We start from the raw sequence: 15710 nt of genomic DNA, 5'->3' as shown, positions 1-15710 counted from the left end.
GTCCGGGTCACCGGAGAGCTGGCCTACGGCAGTCTCCGGATCCGCTACTCGCGTAAATGGTTCAAATCTCGCTGATGAAAGGCGGCGAGTGATCGCAACGCACCGCGAAGTTCACCGGAGCCGTCGCCTGCGCGCCGAGCCGGTGATCTTCCTTGCCGGGGCGAGAGCGCGGGGAGAGACCGGGGCGCGGCGCGGATGGGCCACGATGTGTGTGGGAGTGGGGCGGGGTGCGCCGGGCCGGATGCCCGGGGCCGGCCCGCCCCTTCGGCCTCCGTCACACGAAAGCAGGAGCAGAACATGAGTCGCTTCACCGGCAAGGTCGCCGTCGTCACCGGTGCCGCCCAGGGCATCGGCGCCGCGATCGCCGCCCGTCTCGCCGAGGAGGGCGCGGCCGTGGCGGTCGTCGACCTCACCGCCGAGAGGGCGCAGGCCACCGTCGACGCCATCACCGCCAAGGGCGGCCTCGCCCGCGCCTACGGCTGCGACGTCGCCGTGAAGCCGGAGGTCGAGGCCGTGTTCGAGCAGGTGGCGGCCGAACTGAACGGGCTGCACATTCTGGTGAACAACGCCGGCATCACCCGCGACAACCTCTTCTTCAAGATGTCGGCCGAGGACTGGAGCTCCGTCCTCACCGTCAACCTCACCAGCGCCTTCAACTGCAGCCAGGCCGCGCAGAAGGTCATGGTGGCCCAGAGGTACGGGAAGATCGTCAGCCTGAGCAGCCGTTCGGCCCTCGGCAACCGGGGGCAGGCCAACTACGCGGCGGCCAAGGCCGGCATCCAGGGACTCACCGCGACGCTGGCGATCGAGCTGGGGCCGTACAACATCAACGTCAACGCGGTGGCGCCGGGGTACATCGCCACCCCCATGACCGCGGCGACCGCCGAGCGGGTCGGCTCCTCCGCCGAGGAGCACCGGAAGGCGGCCGCCGAGCGGACGCCGCTGCGCCGGGTGGGAACGCCCGAGGAGGTGGCGTCGGTGGTCGCCTTCCTGGCCAGCGAGGACGCCTCCTACGTCAGCGGCCAGACCATCTACATCAACGGCGGCGCCCGCTGAGCGCCGGCGACGGATGAGGGGCGGCCCCGTACGCCGTTGACGGCACGCCGCTGGAGAACGTGCTCCTGCACGGCCAGGGCCGCCGGCCTCATCCCACGACCACCGGCCGAGGTTCGCTGCCGACTGCCCGGCCGAGGTCCGGTTTCCGGGTCAGATCGAGGTCCGTCGGCTGCCGGGTCGAGGTGAGCCACCGGCCGGATCGAGGGTTCCGCGCAAGGCGCGTCTCGGGGCGGTCGCGGTGGGAGACAGCGCGCGGTGGGTGCCGGGGGTGTGGCCGAAGGCCCGGCGGAAGACGTCGATGAAGGCGCTGCTGGAGGCCCAGCCGCATTGGTGGGCCACGGCTGTGACCGGGGTGTCCTCGGCCAGCAGGAGCAGGGCGTGGTGCAGGCGCAGCTGGGTGCGCCATTGCGGGAAGCTCATGCCGAGCTCGGCTCTGCAGAGCCGGGTCAGGGTGCGATCGCTTACGCCGGCCACGGCGCCGAGTCGCGCCAGGGTCCGGTTGTCGGCCGGGTTGTCGCGGAGGATGGCGCACACCGCGACCAGACGCGGGTCTCGGGCGGCGGGCACGTGGACGGGCTGCTGGGCGGAGTGGCGGAGCCGGTCGAGCAGGACGGCCCGCAGGCGGCGGCGTTCGGCGGTGAGGCCGGCGGGCTGCTCGGTGTAGGTGATGATCAGCTCGCGCAGCAGCGGGCCGACGCTGATGACCGCGGGCCGGTCCAGGCGTAGCGGATTGTCCTTCACCGGGAGTCCCACCAGGTGGAGGTCGGTGTCGCCGTAGGCGCGATGCTCATGGACGGTTCCGGCCGGGATCCAGATCGCCCGGGTGGCAGGGGCGATCCAGCTGCCCGCGTCGGTGGTGACCGACAGCACGCCGCGGCCGGCGTAGACGATCTGGTTCTCGTCGTGCCAGTGAGCGTCGACTCCGGCACCGGCGGGCAGGGGGCGGAGACCTGTGGTCGCACGCGGACTATGGCGGATTTCCGGCATTACTTGTCATTTTATCGGAAGCGGAACGGGCCCCGCGGCACCGATCATCGAGGAGTGACGGCAGACCGACCCCTGGGATCGCTCGCCGGTCATCGGGGCGCGCCGGACTCCTGCCCGGGGCGGCTGCCCGGAAGACCGGCGGGGCTCCCAGGCCGGAGATCCCGTCAACGCACAGACGACGCGTCGGACGACGCCGTCTCCGGCCACCGCCGTCATATCCCTGCGACGACCTTCAGGAGTCCCACACCATGGGCGACCTCTCGATCCCACCTCTATCGGAGTTGAGGAAGCGCCGGAGCGCGAAATGGCGCACCTTCCCGGACGACGTCCTGCCCCTTCCGGTCGCGGAGATGGACTTCCCGCTGGCGGAGCCGGTCGCCAGGGCCCTTCACGAGGCGGTCGACCGGTCGGACACCGGCTACGCGGCACCGACCCGGGACCTCGCGGACGCGGTCAGCGCCTACGCCCGGCGCGCCTGGGACTGGAGGATCGACGCCGACGATGTGCGCACCGTCGCCGACGTCGGAATCGGCATCGTCGAAACGCTGCGCCGCGTCGTCGGCGCCGGGGACCGCGTGGTGATCAGCCCGCCGGTGTACGAGCCGTTCTCCTGGTGGGTACGCGAGGTCGGGGCCCATGTCGTCGATGCGCCGCTGGCCGGAGGACCGCTGGGATGGCGCCTCGACCTGGACGCCCTGGAACGCGCCTTCGCCGGCCATGCCACCGCGTATGTGCTGTGCAACCCGCACAATCCCGTCGGCCTTGTGCACCGGCGCGAGGACCTGGTCGCGCTCGCCGAGCTGGCCGACAGGTACGGCGTCTACGTGCTGTCCGACGAGATCCACGCCCCGCTCGTCCTGCCGGGGGCCGAGTTCGTCCCCTTCCTGTCGGTATCGGATGAGGCGAGGCGCTGGGGGTTCTCGTTCCTGTCCGCCAGCAAGGGCTGGAACCTGGCCGGGCTCAAGGCGGCCACCGTCATCACCGCCGGTCCGGTGCCGAAACGGCACGTCGACCGCCTGTCGCCGCACTCGCTCTACCGCACCGGGCACCTCGGAGTGCTCGCCACGGTGGCCGCGTTCAACCACGGTGATCAATGGCTCGCCGAGGTCCTGGACGTCCTCGACCACAACCGGAGACTGCTGGACGAGCTGCTGGTGAAACTGCTCCCCGGCGTCCGCTACGGACAACCGCAGGCAGGCTTTCTGGCCTGGATCGACTTCCGCGCCCTCGGCTGGGGCGGCGACCCCGCCGAACACATCCTCGCCGCTGCCAGGGTCGCTCTGAACGCCGGACACCGCTACGGCGATGCGGGCATCGGATTCGCGAGGCTGAACTTCGGCTGCTCGCCGCAGACGCTCACCGAAGCCGTCACCCGTATCGCCGCCGCCTGCTGAGAGACCTCAAGGGACCGCACGGACGGAGAGCCGCCGCGATTTCGCAAAAGTCATGAAATATCACCTGGTTGGTTATGTGGGGTCATTCTGGGTGAGGCGGTCGGGGCCGCGGCGATGACCGGCGGGGAGTTCGATCCCGGTGGGACGGGGCGCGGCCGACCTCAGCGGGGACGGAGCAGCGACACGATCGACCTGAACTCCGGCTCCTTCGTCCCGGCGTCGGGCCTGGGCGCGTAGGCCCAGATCAGATGGCGCACCTCCGGGAAGTGGCCCTCCATGGCCAGGCTCAGTGCCCGCAGGTCCAGATCCTGGTCCATGGCCGTGCCCCGTTCGACGTGCTGGCGCAGGTGCTCGTGCGCCGTCTCGGCGGTGAACGTCTCCAGGTAGAGCGTCGGCTCCTCCATGTCCTGGAAGACGCTCCACATCGTCGCCCCGGTGCGCCGCCGGGCCCGGCCGATCTGCCGCATCACCTCCAGGAACGCCTCGGCGTTCTCCGGGCTGACCCGCCATTCGACCAGGACCAGCAGCGGCCCCCGGCCGTGCCGCAGATCGCTGGGCGGCTCGGGGTAGTGGCTGACCTGGCTCATGTCGAGGTGCTCGGTCGGCAGCGGCACACGTGACACGCCGATCGGCGTACTCAGGATGAGCAGGGCGGCCGGGAGCAGGAAGGCCGTCTGCAGGGTCAGCGCGTCGGCGACCATTCCCCACACCAGCGACCCCACCGCCTGCCCGCCCATGAACACCAGCTGGTAGTAGGCCAGCGACCGTGCGCGGGCCCACTCCGGCAGCAGGAGCTGGGCCGAGGCGCTCAGTGTCGACAGCACGGTGATCCAGGCCAGACCCGACAGCAGCAGGGCGGCGAGGACGATCGGCACGCTCTCGACCGTGCCGATGACGATCATCGCCAGGGCGTAGCAGGTCGTCGAGGCGGCCACGAGCGTGTTCGGTCCCGCCCGTTCACGGGCGACGGGGAGCGCGAACGCGCCGATGACGGCGCCGGAGCCGACGCCGGCCAGCAGCAGGCCGTAGCCCCCGGCGCCCAGCCCGAGGGGGCCGCGGGCGAGGGCGGGCAGCAGGGCCCACATCCCACTGGCGCAGAGGGTGAAGACCACCGAGCAGTACAGGACCGAGGCGAAGTCCGGGGCGCTGCGGACGTAGCGCGCCCCCGCGCGGATCGCGTCGCGGATGTGCTCCGCGCCCAGGGGGCGGTGGTCGGGCGGCCGCTTCCAGACGTACAGCACCAGCACGATGCCGAGAAGGGACAGCGCGTTGAGGGCGAACGTCGCCTCCGGCCCCGCGAGGGCGATGAGCACACCGCCGAGCGCGGGCCCGATGGCCCGTGCCACGTTGCCGTTCGCGCCGTTGAGCAGCGCGGCCTGCGGGATCTCGTCCAGGCTGACGAGCTCCGGCTGGATGGCCTGGAAGGTGGGCACGGCGAAGGCCTGCCCGACGGCCATCGCGCCGGTCAGCAAGAGCAGAAGCGCGGGTGTCGTGGCATCGGCGGCGGTGAGCGCCGCGAGCCCCGCCGCGCCGGCGAAAGTGATCACCTGGCTGGTCAGCAGCAGGCGGCGCCGGTCGAGGATGTCGCCCAGCGCGCCGGCGGGGACGACGAGCAGGAAGACCGGTAGCGTGGCGGCGGTCTGCACGAGGGCGATGGCCAGCGCGTCGCCGCCCAGGTCGCCCATGAGCCACTGCGCGCCGACGGTCTGCATCCACGTCCCCGTGTTGGACACGAGCTGGGCGATCCACAGCGCGCGGAACAGGCGGTGGCGCAAGGGCGCCCACATCGCCTTGGACGGTGGAACACCCTCTGGTCGCTCCAGTGGTGGCTGGCTCATCCCTGGTGCTTCCCGCTTCGTTCGGTCCTGGACCCCGCCCGCGCGGTCCCGGACCCGGTGGGCCCCGCTCCGGGTTCCCCGCGTGGCCGGGATCCGGACGGGTGGGTGCGTTCTGTGCGGCCGGGTTCCGGTGGATGTCCGCGCGGCCTACGCGGCCGGGCCCCAGACGGTGGTGCGCGGTGAGATGAGTTCGAGCTGGGACAGGAAGTGCTCCGCCGTCGCGGCGGCGCGGGCGCGCAGGGCCGGGGTGCGGGCGTTGATCCGCTCGGTGTGCGCGGGCCGTTCGTCCCATACCCGGTCGACCTCCGCCAGCAGCGGGCCCGCGGCCTCCCTGACGACTCCGCTGAGGGCGGGCGCCCCCAGTTGCTGGGCGAAGTCGAAGACCTTGCCGGCGTAGGGCAGCGGCAGCAGCGGCACGCCCTGCAGCGCGGCGAAGATCAGGAAGTGCAGCCGCATGCCGACCACGAGGTCCAGGTGCCGTACCAGGCCGAGGATCTGCCGGGGCCGGTAGTTGCCGTGCAGCACGCGGCAGCGGTCGGCGGCGCTCATGTGGGACAGCACCGCGTGCGAGTGCCGGATGTCGTCACGTTCCATGGGGACGAAGATGACGTAGGCGTCGAGCCGGCGGACCAGGAAGTCCCCGACGTGCGCGAGCAGCTCGTGGTAGCCCTGCGAGTCCAGATGTTCGGCGGCGCGGCCGGGCTCGCGCACGCTCATGCCGACCAGCAGCTCCCCCTCCGGCACCCCCTCGGCGCGGAGCAGGTCATGGCCGAACTCCTCCTGTTCGAGCAGGAGCGCCGGATCGGCGGTGACCATGATCGCGCTCATCACCCCGGCCTCCTCCAGCGCCAGCCTGGACTCCTCGTCGCGGACGGTGATCGTGGTGGCGGCCGTGAGCGTCTCCCGCACCATCATGCAGTCCAGGCGGTCGGTGAGCGGCCCGGCGCCCAGCGCGTAGGTGAAGACCGGGACGTTCTGCTCCTGGGCGAGCCGGACCAGCCTCAGGTAGCGGCGGGCCTCGGTGTCGTAGAGGATGCCGCCTCCGCCGAGGACCAGCACGTCCAGCCGGCCCACGATCTGTGAGGCCGGCTCGCGGCTGACCCCCTCCCACCCGACCACGTCGACGCCCTCGTGGTGGATGCGGGTATGTTCGGGGCACCGGGAGAACACCACCGTCGAGGCATCCGGGCGTCCTCTCCGGATGCTGCTGAGGATGCTGGTGAGGATGGCCTCGTCCCCTACGTTGCGGCCGCCGTACGAGCCCAGGAGCCCGACGGTCGGCCCGCGAGGTTTGCTCATATTCGTCCCCTTTTTCCTTTTTCGGATGTTGTGTACCCATGCGGTGTTTGGCGTATGCCCCTCGGGCCGGCCCTCCCCGCCGCGGGCGGCCTCCCGTGCCGGCAGGTCACGGCGTGACGCGGAGCACGAGCTTGCCCCTGGTACGGCCGTCGGCGAGCCGCTCGTGCGCCGCGGCGGCCTGCTCCAGGGGGAGCACGTCCTCGACCCCGACGGTGAGCCGGCCCCCGTCGATCAGCTCGGCGATGCGGGTCAGCGCGGCGCCGTCGGGTTCCACGAGGAACCCGCACGCGCGCAGGCCGCGCTCCGCGGCCTGCCGTACCAGGTGGGAGGAGACGCCGGAGGGCACGGCGACGAGGAGGCCGCCGGGCCGGAGGGTGTCCAGGGAGCGGGTGCTCGTGGAGTCGTGGTCGTCGCCGACGAGGTCGACGACCACGTCCACGTCCTGGACGGCGTCCTCGAAGGGGCCGGCGGTGTAGTCCACGACCTCGTCGGCTCCCAGCTCGCGCAGCCACTCGTGCTTGGCCTGACGGGCGGTGCCGATCACGTGGGCCCCCAGATGCTTGGCGATCTGGACGGCGAAGTGGCCCACGCCTCCCGCGGCCGCGTGGACGAGGACGCGCCGGCCGGGCTCGACCCCGGCGGTGTCCCTCAGGATCTGCCAGGCGGTCAGCGCGGCCAGCGGCGTGGCGGCGGCCTCGTCGTGGTTCAGGGACCGGGGCTTGCGGGCGAACTGCCGCGACGGCGCGGTCACGTACTCGGCGTAGGCCCCGGCCTGGCGCGGGAACCACGGCATGCCGTACACCTCGTCCCCGGGCTCCAGGACGTGCACCCCGAACCCGGTCTCCTCGACGACGCCGGAGACGTCCCACCCCAGGACGAAGGGAGGGGCCCCCAGGACCCCGGCCATGCCGGCGCCGGCCCGGGTCTTGGCGTCCACCGGGTTCACCCCGGCGGACACGACCCGTACCAGCACCTCGGTGGGTATCGGTTCCGGCCGCGGCACCCGCACCGGGCGCAGCACCTCCGGCCCGCCGAAGATGTCCTGGCTGATCGCGCGCATGAGTGCCACGATGTCTCCCCCTTGTCTGTCGCGGCCTGCTGCGGCCTGTCCCGGAGGCGGCGTCCCGCGGACGGCGACGCCGCCTCCGGGCGGCCGGTGACCGGCCGCCGGACGCCCGGTGACCGTCGAGGCCCGTGCCTTCCCGCGGGGGCGCCGAAGCCGGCGACGGGAAGAGCGGCCCGTGTCCATGACATGCGCCGTGGGACGGCACGGCAAACGCGATGCCGGGCGGACGGCGGGCGGCGGACGGCGGGAACGGTAGTAACTTCGACCCATGCGACTGGGTGTTCTCGACATTGGTTCTAATACGGTGCATCTGCTGGTGATGGACGCCCATCGGGGGGCTCGGCCGCTGCCCGCCTACTCCCACAAGGAGGAGTTGAGGCTCTCCGAGCACATGGAGGACGGGAACCGGCTCTCCGAGCATGGGGCCACGCGGTTGCGGGAGTTCGTCGAGAAGGCCGTGCGGCTCGCCGAGGACAAGGGGGTCGAGGACCTCATGGCCTTCGCGACCTCCGCGGTCAGGGAGGCGGTCAACGGCGAGGAGGTGCTCGGCCGGATCAAGGCCGGCGCCGGGGCGGACATCGAGGTGCTGTCCGGCCAGGACGAGGCGAGGCTGACGTTCCTGGCCGTGCGGAGGTGGTTCGGGTGGTCGTCGGGACGGCTGCTGGTGCTGGACATCGGCGGCGGGTCGCTGGAGATCGCCTCGGGGATCGACGAGCAGCCGGACGTGGCGGTGTCGCTGCCGCTGGGGGCCGGGCGGCTCACCCGTGACTGGTTCACCGCCGATCCGCCCCCGGCCGACGAGGTGCGCGCCCTGCGCAGGCACGTACGCGCGGAGATCGCCCGCACGGTGGGCGAGGTGGCACGGTACGGCCGGGCCACCCACGCGGTGGCCACGTCCAAGACGTTCAGGCAGCTGGCGAGGATCGCCGGGGCCGCGCCCTCGAACGAGGGCCCGAACATCCGCCGGGTGCTCAGGCACGCCGATCTGACCGAGTGGACGGAGCGGCTGGTCAAGATGGAGGCGGGGGAGCGGGCGGAGCTGCCCGGAGTGTCGGACGGGCGGGCGCCGCAGCTGCCGGCCGGGGCGATCGTCGCGGACGCCACGATGGACCTGTTCGGGGTGGGGGAGCTGGAGGTATGCCCGTGGGCGCTGCGCGAGGGGGTCATCCTGCGGCGGCTGGACGCCATGCCGGAAAGCTAGGTTTGCCTCCCCTTTGAGTTTGCCTTCCCTTTAACAGGTAAGAGCGCGTTGTTATGAAAAGCGCTCAGGTGGAAGGCGCCGCCCGCAGAGCGGCGAACAGTCAGACGCTGGACAGGCTGGCCCGGCTCGGCCTGGCCTGCCGGGGCGTCCTCTACGGGCTCATCGGTTTCCTGGCCCTGCAGATCGCCTTCGGCGGCGGAAGCGGAGGCAAGGAGGCCGACAAGACCGGTGCGGTCGAGATGGTGGCCGAGCAGCCCTTCGGCACGGTGCTGCTCTGGCTGATGGTCGTCGGCTTCGTCGCCCTGACCCTCTGGCAGCTCTCGGAGGCGATCATCGGCCGCGGTGAGGCCAAGAAGCGGATCGAGGCGGCGGCGCACACCGTGGTCTACGGGCTGATCGTCGCGACCCTGCTCAGCCTGCTGCTGCGGGGCGACGCGGGCAGCTCGACCGACAAGAGCTCCAAGGACCTCACCGCCAAGGTGATGGACCTGCCCGGCGGGCAGTTCATCGTGGGCCTGGTCGGGCTGGGCCTGATCGCCCTGGGCGCCTACTGGGCCCACAAGGGCTGGAAGAAGAAGTTCCTGGAGGACCTGCGCACCGGTGAGATGCCCCCGAAGGCGCGCGAGCTCGCCGAGAAGCTCGGCATGGCCGGTTACCTCTCCCGTGGCGTGATCGCCGCGGTCGCCGGGGTCTTCATCATCCAGGCCGCGATCACCTACGACCCCGACAAGGCCAAGGGCGTCGACTCGACGCTGCGCGCACTGGCCGACACCCCCGCCGGCCCGTGGCTCCTCGGAGTCGTCGCGATCGGCCTGCTGCTGTTCGCCGCCTACTGTTTCTTCCAGGCGCGCTGGCACCGGCTGTGACGGATGCGTCCACGCGTGACGGCAGGTGCGGGCACGCAGGCGGAGGCCCGTCTGGCAAGCCCCACCTGTCTATCCGGTAAGTGATCTCATTCGTACTTTTCCGAGACATCTACCTTCCTGAGCTCCGCGTCTTCCCATAGGCGCGAACAGCATCGGAGGGGCCGGATGGACTCGTCGGAGTATGAAGGCAGCGAATGGGTTCTCCGCCTGGCGGGCTCCCCCGACCAGGTGGTGCGGGCCCGCCGGCTGGTCTCGATGACCCTGGGCCGCGACCATCCCCTCCACGACGACTGCGTACTGCTGACCAGCGAGATCGCCACCAACGCGGTGGTCCACTCCCGGTCGGGGGACGGCGGGGTGTTCACCGTCACGGTCGCCTACTCCTCGGAGGCCGTGCGGGTCTGCGTCCAGGACGCGGGATCGTCGAGCGCCCCCTGCGTGTGTCACGCCCCGGCGGACGCCACAGGGGGCCGTGGCCTGCCCCTGCTGGAGGCTCTGGCGCACCGCTGGGGCCTGGTCCGGGAGGCGGGGGCCAACAAGGTCTGGTTCGAGCTCGTGCTGGAACTGGCCGGGGTGCCGAAGAGCGGACTGGTCGGCGTCAGGTGAGAACCGGCGGCACCGGGCGGACGCCGGGCCCCGGGGATCAGACGAGCAGCCGGCACAGGCCCTCGGCGAGGGCCTTGGTGGTGAGCCGGGTCCGGCTCTCGCAGCCGAGCTTGGCGAAGATGTGCTCCAGGTGGGTGGTGACCGTGCGGACGCTCAGCACCAGGGCGGCCGCGATCTGCGGGTTGGAGTCGCCGAGGGCGACCCGGGTGATCACCTCGACCTCCCGGCCCGTCAGCTCGTACGGCAGGGCGCACGGGCGCTCGGCGATCACCGCGCCCTGGATGGCGCCGTGCGGACCGACACCGGCGCGCAGCAGTCGCACCTCCCGCCACTGGCCGGTCCCGTCGAGCCAGAGCCCGCGCCGGTTGAGCTCGCGGGAGTCGATGAACTCCCGTGCCAGCTCGGCCATCGCCGGCTCGGCCGCGACGGCCTCCGAGGCCGGGGTGTCGGTGACGTCCCTGCGGGTGCCGCCCCGGTCGAAGGCCGCCGCGTGGAAGCCCGGCGGCAGCCCGACGGGATCGATCACGCAGCGGCTCAGGTCGGTGACGTGCGCCAGGGTGGGGGAGACGGCGCTGATCAGCGTGCTGGTCTCGGCGGAGAAGGCCCCGGGGTCGCGGGCGTTCAGGTGGAGCAGGCCGGTGTAGCGGCCCTCGGACAGGAACAGGGGAGTGGTCAGCCCGGCGCGCCAGCCGTACGGCTCCAGATGGCGCCGGAAGTAGCGCTCGGTGCCCGGGGCGCCCATGACCAGCGGAATCCGGGAGTCCATGGCCTGGCGGTAGGAGTCGAGCCGGACGTACTCCTCGGCGGCGTCGCCGTCCACCCGTGTGTAGCCGTCGGAGACCAGGCTGCGGTGCCGCCCCGTCGCCGGGTCGTAGGCGACGAACTCGTAGGCCTCCAGCGCGATGACCTCGCGCAGGGCGCGCATCGCGCCGGGTGCGCCACTGCGCCCGGCGACCTGGAAACCCACCTCGGTGAACGCGTGGAGGTGGCGCGGGCTCAGGGTGATCTGGTCCATGGGTCTCCTCCGTGCACAGAGTGCCCCAAGTTACCGTGGGGTGGGAATACGTAAATTATCCGATGTCCCGCCTTGTAACCGTCTTTACCCTCTCCCGCAATACCCCCTGGGAGGAACAGTGACGGTCTGGACGAGGACACGAGGCTCTGCCGTCCTCCTGGCGACGATGCTCGCCGTGAACGCGTGCGGTGGATCCCCGGCGCCGAGTGCCGGAGGGCAGCAGGGCGCGAAGGAGTTCTCCGTAGGGCTGACGGAGCCGGACCACCTGACTCCCGGCAACACCTCCAGCAGCTATTCGATCACCGTGCTGCAGGCGCTGTTCGACCTGCCGGTGTTCATCGACTCCAAGGGGCAGCCGCAGATGCGGGCCGCCGAGTCGGTGACCAGCGATGATCAGAAGGTCTGGACGATCAAGCTCAAGGCCGGGCAGAAGTTCCACAACGGCGAGCCGGTGACCGCCGAGAGCTTCGCCGACGCGTGGAACGCCGCGGCCTACGGTCCCAACGCGTGGACCAACAACTACTACTTCGAGAACGTCGAGGGCTACGACAAGCTGAACCCCGAGGCCCCCGAGGGCTCGGAGGAGGCGCCCAAGCCCACGACCGACAAGCTGAGCGGGCTGAAGGTCGTGGACGCCACCACCCTTGAGGTGACGCTGACCGCGCCGTTCAGCCAGTTCCCGATCACGCTGGCCTACACCGGGTTCGCCCCGATGCCGAAGGCCGCCTTCGCCGACCTCAAGGCCTACGACGTCAAGCCGATCGGCAACGGCCCCTTCGCCCTGGACGGCGAGTGGGCGCGCAACCGGCAGATCAAGATAAAGAAGTTCGACGGCTACGCCGGGCCCCGGCCCGCCAAGTCCGCCTCGGTCAACTTCAAGATCTACGAGAGCCGCGACACCGCCTACGTTGACCTGCGGGCCGGCAAGGTGGACCTGATCCAGACGATCCCCCCGGCGAGCACGTCGGAGGCCAAGCGGCTGCTCGGCGACCGGTTCGTGGCCACGCCGAGCGGGACCATGGACTACCTCGGCCTCCCGGTCTACGACAAGCGCTTCCAGAGTCCCGACCTGCGCAAGGCCATCTCGATGGCCATCGACCGGCAGGCGATCGTGGACGCCGTCTTCAACGGCGCCTTCAAGCCGATGGGCTCGCTGGTGGCGCCGCTGGTGCCGGGCTACCGGGAGAACGCCTGCGGTGAGGCGTGCGTCTTCGACAAGGCGAAGGCCAAGGCGCTGTTCGACAAGGCCGGCGGGTTCAGCGGCACGATGAACCTCTACTTCTCCAACGCCGACCCCAGCTACGAGCAGTGGATGACCGCGGTGGCCAACCAGCTCAAGGACAACCTCGGGATCGCCGACATCCAGTTCCGCAAGATCCCGGCGGCCGACTACCTGTCCACGCTCCGCGCGCACAAGCAGGACGGGCCGTACCGCAACAACTGGGTGATGGACTACCCGAGCCCGCAGAACTACCTGCAGCCGATGTGGGGCGCGGGCAACCGGATGGGCTGGGAGAGCAAGGAGTTCGACGACCTGCTCACCCAGGCCAACTCGGCCGCCAGCATGGAGGCCAGCATCCCGCTCTACCAGAAGGCCGAGGACCTCGCGCTCAGCGAGATGCCGATGATCCCGCTGTGGAACTGGCAGGACCAGTCCGGATACTCCGACAAGATCAGCGGAGTCCAGATCGACGCCTACAGCACGAACCTCGACACGATCACGGTGAAGTAGTTGATCCACGCGGCACCCACGACCCCGGAGCCCGCCGCTCCGGGGTCTCCCCGTGAGACGTCTCCCTGGGGGGCGGGGACATGAGATACGCGCTCCACCGGCTGCTCCAGGCCGTCCCGGTCTTCTTCGTCACGACCTTCCTGATCTACGCGATGGTCTTCGCCCTGCCAGGTGACCCGATCGTGGCCCTGGCCGGGGACAAGCCCCTGCCGGACGAGGTCCTGCACACGCTCCGGGAGCGTTACCACCTCAACGACCCGCTGATCGTCCAGTACGGCATCTACATGCTCAACGCCTTCCAGGGCGACCTGGGGGAGACCTTCACCGGGCAGCCGGTGAGCGAGCTGCTCCAGGGGCGCTGGTCGGTCACCGCCCAGCTCGCCGTCACCGCCTGGATCTTCGAGCTCGTGGTCGGCATCGGCCTCGGCGTGATCGCGGGGCTGCGCCGGGGCGGGATCGCCGACACGGCGGTGCTGGCCGGGACCACCTTCGTCATCGCGGTCCCGGTCTTCGTCGTCGGCTACACCGCGCAGATCACGCTGGGCCTGAACCTCTCGCTGTTCCCGACCGCGGGCGTGGACGAGGGATGGCCGGTCAGCTACCTGCTGCCCGGCATGGTGCTGGGCTCCTTCGGCCTCGCCTACGTGGCGCGGCTGACCCGCACCAGCCTGATCGAGAACATGCGGGCCGACTACATCCGTACGGCGCGCGCCAAGGGGCTGCGCCGCAGGCGGGTGATCGGCAGGCACGCGCTGCGCAACTCGCTGATCCCGGTGATCACTTTCCTCGGCGTGGACTTCGGCAACCTGATGGCCGGCGCGGTCGTCACCGAGGGCATCTTCAACCTGCCGGGCATCGGCCAGCAGGTCTTCCAGTCAATCCAGCTCCAGGAGGGGCCCGTCGTCGTGGGCATCGTCACCGTGCTCGTGATGATCTTCATCCTGGTCAACCTGCTCGTCGATCTCCTGTACGGCGTGCTCGATCCGAGGATCCGCCGTGGTTGAGACCCAGGTCATGGATGCCGAGACGGTCCGGGCCCGGCCCGGGTCCCTGTGGTACGACGCCTGGCTGGAGCTGCGCCACCGGGTGATCTTCTGGTTCTCGGCCGCGATCCTCGTGGTCGCCACCGCGATGGCCCTGCTGCCCGGCCTGTTCGCCTCGTTCGGCCCGAACGAGGGCTGCAACCTGCGGATGTCGAAGAAGGGCCCGATCGGCGAGGCGGTGTTCGGCTACGACACGCAGGGGTGCGAATACTGGTCGCAGATCGTGCACGGCACCCGCGCCTCCGTGCTGATCGGCATCGCGGTGACGGCCTTCGCCCTGCTCATCTCGGTCGTGCTGGGCATGCTCGCCGGCTACTACGGCGGCTGGATGGACGCGTTCATCTCCCGCCTCACCGACGTGTTCTTCGGCATCCCGTTCGTCCTGGGCGCGACCGTGATCCTCATCGCCTTCCCCGACCACGGCGTCTGGGCGATGACCCTGGTGCTGGTCGTGCTGGGCTGGACCACGATGACCCGTCTCATGCGCGCCCAGGTGATCGCGGTCCGCGACATGGACTTCGTGGCCGCCGCCCGGATGCTCGGCGCGAGTGACCGGCGGATCATGTTCAAGCACATCCTGCCCAACGCGATCGCGCCGGTCTTCGTGGTGGCCATGCTCAACGTGGGCAACGTCATCGCCGGCGAGGCCACCCTCGACTACCTGGGCGTCGGGCTGCAGTATCCCGAGGTCTCCTGGGGCCTGCAGCTCAACGTCGCCCAGGCCTACTTCGCCGAATACCCCCACCTGCTCGTCTTCCCGGCGCTGTTCCTCACCGCGACGGTGCTCAGCTTCCTGCTCCTGGGCGACGTCGTCCGCGACGCCCTGGACCCCAAGCTGCGCTAGGTGTGTCGACTCGCGGTGTTGTCGACACGGCTGGTGGACAACCGCACGCCACGGCCCGCGTGGATGCGACGCGCGGCTCGCGACCGGCTCGGGGGCGAGCCGGTGGAAATCGAGGGCGGTCACTGCCCGCATGTGGCCTTCCCCCAGGTCGTAGCAGACGTCCTGGAGGATCGGTAAGTCTTTTTTCGTGCCCCCGGTAGAGCAGGGGTGAAGCCGCGCCGTAGCGCACTCCGGTGATACTCCCGGGCTGCTCTGTTCGCTGGCAGCCGGTATCGCCGCAGGGGCCGCCTTCCGGTGGATCATGGGGTGGCGCGCGTGGTCGTGGTGGTTGCTGCCGGCGTTCGCCGTGCCGCTCTGGCAGGCCGTCATGCTCGCCGTCTAATACGTGAACCGTCCAATACGTGAACAGGGACGAGGTCGGGCGCCGGGTCACGCGGTAACGCGCTACCGGCCGCCCTCGTCACCGGCTAATGGGAGCTACCGGGTCGGCTGTTCGGGCAGACTCGGTGTCTGTAGCCGCTGGTGAGTGAGCACCCTCGTCGGCCGGACCTTGGAGTCCTGGGGTCAGATCGTGCCCTCACCGGTGGTCAGGGGTCTTGATCGCTGATGGGATGTCGTGCCCCTCGAGGGTCTGGGGTGAGCACTGGTCCATTAGTTCGCGGGCCGGCTCCTGCAGGCTGCTGACCGCTGTTGTCGATCGTCGGGGAGGTCGGGTTGCTGTTCGTTGGTGATGACTGGGCTGAAGACCATCACGATGTCGAGG

The 15710-nt window shown here is 70.6% G+C and carries 13 protein-coding genes; 8 read left to right on the top strand and 5 right to left on the bottom strand.

Annotated features, from left to right (window positions below; translation table 11 throughout):
- Positions 1–297 precede the first annotated feature (297 nt).
- Positions 298–1056: a 3-oxoacyl-ACP reductase FabG gene (gene fabG, locus CA984_RS33980; RefSeq protein WP_086577536.1), complete on the top strand. Its 759-nt coding sequence runs from the start codon at positions 298–300 to the stop codon at positions 1054–1056.
- Between the two features lie 150 nt (positions 1057–1206).
- On the opposite strand, the gene CA984_RS33975 is transcribed toward fabG, so the two are convergent.
- On the bottom strand, positions 1207–2043 hold the full coding sequence (locus CA984_RS33975; RefSeq protein WP_086577535.1) for an AraC family transcriptional regulator: 837 nt from the start codon (positions 2041–2043) through the stop codon (positions 1207–1209).
- A 248-nt stretch (positions 2044–2291) separates the two neighbouring features.
- On the opposite strand from CA984_RS33975, the gene CA984_RS33970 reads away from it, so the two are divergent.
- Positions 2292–3437, top strand: coding sequence for a MalY/PatB family protein (locus tag CA984_RS33970; RefSeq protein ID WP_086577534.1), 1146 nt, complete (start codon positions 2292–2294; stop codon positions 3435–3437).
- Positions 3438–3598: 161 nt separating this feature from the next.
- On the opposite strand, the gene CA984_RS33965 is transcribed toward CA984_RS33970, so the two are convergent.
- The 3 genes from CA984_RS33965 to CA984_RS33955 all read right to left on the bottom strand — a co-directional run bounded on the left by CA984_RS33965 (position 3599) and on the right by CA984_RS33955 (position 7634).
- Positions 3599–5275, bottom strand: coding sequence for an MFS transporter (locus tag CA984_RS33965; RefSeq protein WP_108724654.1), 1677 nt, complete (start codon positions 5273–5275; stop codon positions 3599–3601).
- Positions 5276–5422: 147 nt separating this feature from the next.
- Positions 5423–6574: a polysaccharide pyruvyl transferase family protein gene (locus tag CA984_RS33960; protein WP_086577532.1), complete on the bottom strand. Its 1152-nt coding sequence runs from the start codon at positions 6572–6574 to the stop codon at positions 5423–5425.
- A 106-nt stretch (positions 6575–6680) separates the two neighbouring features.
- The gene (locus tag CA984_RS33955; RefSeq protein WP_086577531.1) at positions 6681–7634 is read right to left on the bottom strand and encodes an NADP-dependent oxidoreductase; all 954 of its coding nucleotides are present in this window, start codon (positions 7632–7634) and stop codon (positions 6681–6683) included.
- A 274-nt stretch (positions 7635–7908) separates the two neighbouring features.
- Here CA984_RS33955 and CA984_RS33950 point away from each other — a divergent pair, with 274 nt between their 5' ends.
- The 3 genes from CA984_RS33950 (at position 7909) to CA984_RS33940 (ending at position 10313) form a co-directional block, all read left to right on the top strand.
- Complete coding sequence (locus tag CA984_RS33950) at positions 7909–8841, top strand: Ppx/GppA family phosphatase (RefSeq protein ID WP_086577530.1); 933 nt, start codon at positions 7909–7911, stop codon at positions 8839–8841.
- Positions 8842–8894: 53 nt separating this feature from the next.
- Positions 8895–9707: a DUF1206 domain-containing protein gene (locus CA984_RS33945; RefSeq protein ID WP_086577529.1), complete on the top strand. Its 813-nt coding sequence runs from the start codon at positions 8895–8897 to the stop codon at positions 9705–9707.
- A gap of 165 nt (positions 9708–9872) precedes the next feature.
- A complete protein-coding gene (locus CA984_RS33940; RefSeq protein ID WP_086577528.1) occupies positions 9873–10313 on the top strand; it encodes an ATP-binding protein in 441 nt (146 codons plus the stop codon).
- 37 nt (positions 10314–10350) lie between these two features.
- On the opposite strand, the gene CA984_RS33935 is transcribed toward CA984_RS33940, so the two are convergent.
- Positions 10351–11328 (bottom strand): LuxR C-terminal-related transcriptional regulator, encoded by a 978-nt coding sequence (locus tag CA984_RS33935; RefSeq protein WP_086577537.1) that lies wholly within the window; start codon positions 11326–11328, stop codon positions 10351–10353.
- Between the two features lie 166 nt (positions 11329–11494).
- Here CA984_RS33935 and CA984_RS33930 point away from each other — a divergent pair, with 166 nt between their 5' ends.
- From CA984_RS33930 to CA984_RS33920, 3 genes are all read left to right on the top strand, one after another.
- Positions 11495–13060, top strand: coding sequence for a peptide ABC transporter substrate-binding protein (locus CA984_RS33930; protein ID WP_165781514.1), 1566 nt, complete (start codon positions 11495–11497; stop codon positions 13058–13060).
- An 80-nt stretch (positions 13061–13140) separates the two neighbouring features.
- A complete protein-coding gene (locus CA984_RS33925) occupies positions 13141–14064 on the top strand; it encodes an ABC transporter permease (protein WP_086577526.1) in 924 nt (307 codons plus the stop codon).
- Complete coding sequence (locus CA984_RS33920; protein WP_086577525.1) at positions 14057–14947, top strand: ABC transporter permease; 891 nt, start codon at positions 14057–14059, stop codon at positions 14945–14947. Before CA984_RS33925 ends, CA984_RS33920 begins: the two co-directional genes overlap by 8 nt.
- Positions 14948–15710 lie beyond the last annotated feature (763 nt).

The organism is Streptosporangium minutum (genome assembly GCF_002149035.1).
Classification (GTDB): Bacteria; Actinomycetota; Actinomycetes; order Streptosporangiales; family Streptosporangiaceae; genus Streptosporangium; species Streptosporangium minutum.
The sequence above is the reverse complement of the archived record's forward strand: the minus strand, read 5'-3'. Positions and strand labels throughout refer to the sequence as shown.

Excerpts from the sequence above, each read along its gene's own strand:
- fabG (WP_086577536.1), top strand. The coding sequence starts at position 298 with ATGAGTCGCTTCACCGGCAAGGTCGCCGTCGTCACCGGTGCCGCCCAG.
- CA984_RS33975 (WP_086577535.1), bottom strand. The coding sequence starts at position 2,043 with ATGCCGGAAATCCGCCATAGTCCGCGTGCGACCACAGGTCTCCGCCCC.
- CA984_RS33970 (WP_086577534.1), top strand. The coding sequence starts at position 2,292 with ATGGGCGACCTCTCGATCCCACCTCTATCGGAGTTGAGGAAGCGCCGG.
- CA984_RS33965 (WP_108724654.1), bottom strand. The coding sequence starts at position 5,275 with ATGAGCCAGCCACCACTGGAGCGACCAGAGGGTGTTCCACCGTCCAAG.
- CA984_RS33960 (WP_086577532.1), bottom strand. The coding sequence starts at position 6,574 with ATGAGCAAACCTCGCGGGCCGACCGTCGGGCTCCTGGGCTCGTACGGC.
- CA984_RS33955 (WP_086577531.1), bottom strand. The coding sequence starts at position 7,634 with ATGCGCGCGATCAGCCAGGACATCTTCGGCGGGCCGGAGGTGCTGCGC.
- CA984_RS33950 (WP_086577530.1), top strand. The coding sequence starts at position 7,909 with ATGCGACTGGGTGTTCTCGACATTGGTTCTAATACGGTGCATCTGCTG.
- CA984_RS33945 (WP_086577529.1), top strand. The coding sequence starts at position 8,895 with ATGAAAAGCGCTCAGGTGGAAGGCGCCGCCCGCAGAGCGGCGAACAGT.
- CA984_RS33940 (WP_086577528.1), top strand. The coding sequence starts at position 9,873 with ATGGACTCGTCGGAGTATGAAGGCAGCGAATGGGTTCTCCGCCTGGCG.
- CA984_RS33935 (WP_086577537.1), bottom strand. The coding sequence starts at position 11,328 with ATGGACCAGATCACCCTGAGCCCGCGCCACCTCCACGCGTTCACCGAG.
- CA984_RS33930 (WP_165781514.1), top strand. The coding sequence starts at position 11,495 with ATGCTCGCCGTGAACGCGTGCGGTGGATCCCCGGCGCCGAGTGCCGGA.
- CA984_RS33925 (WP_086577526.1), top strand. The coding sequence starts at position 13,141 with ATGAGATACGCGCTCCACCGGCTGCTCCAGGCCGTCCCGGTCTTCTTC.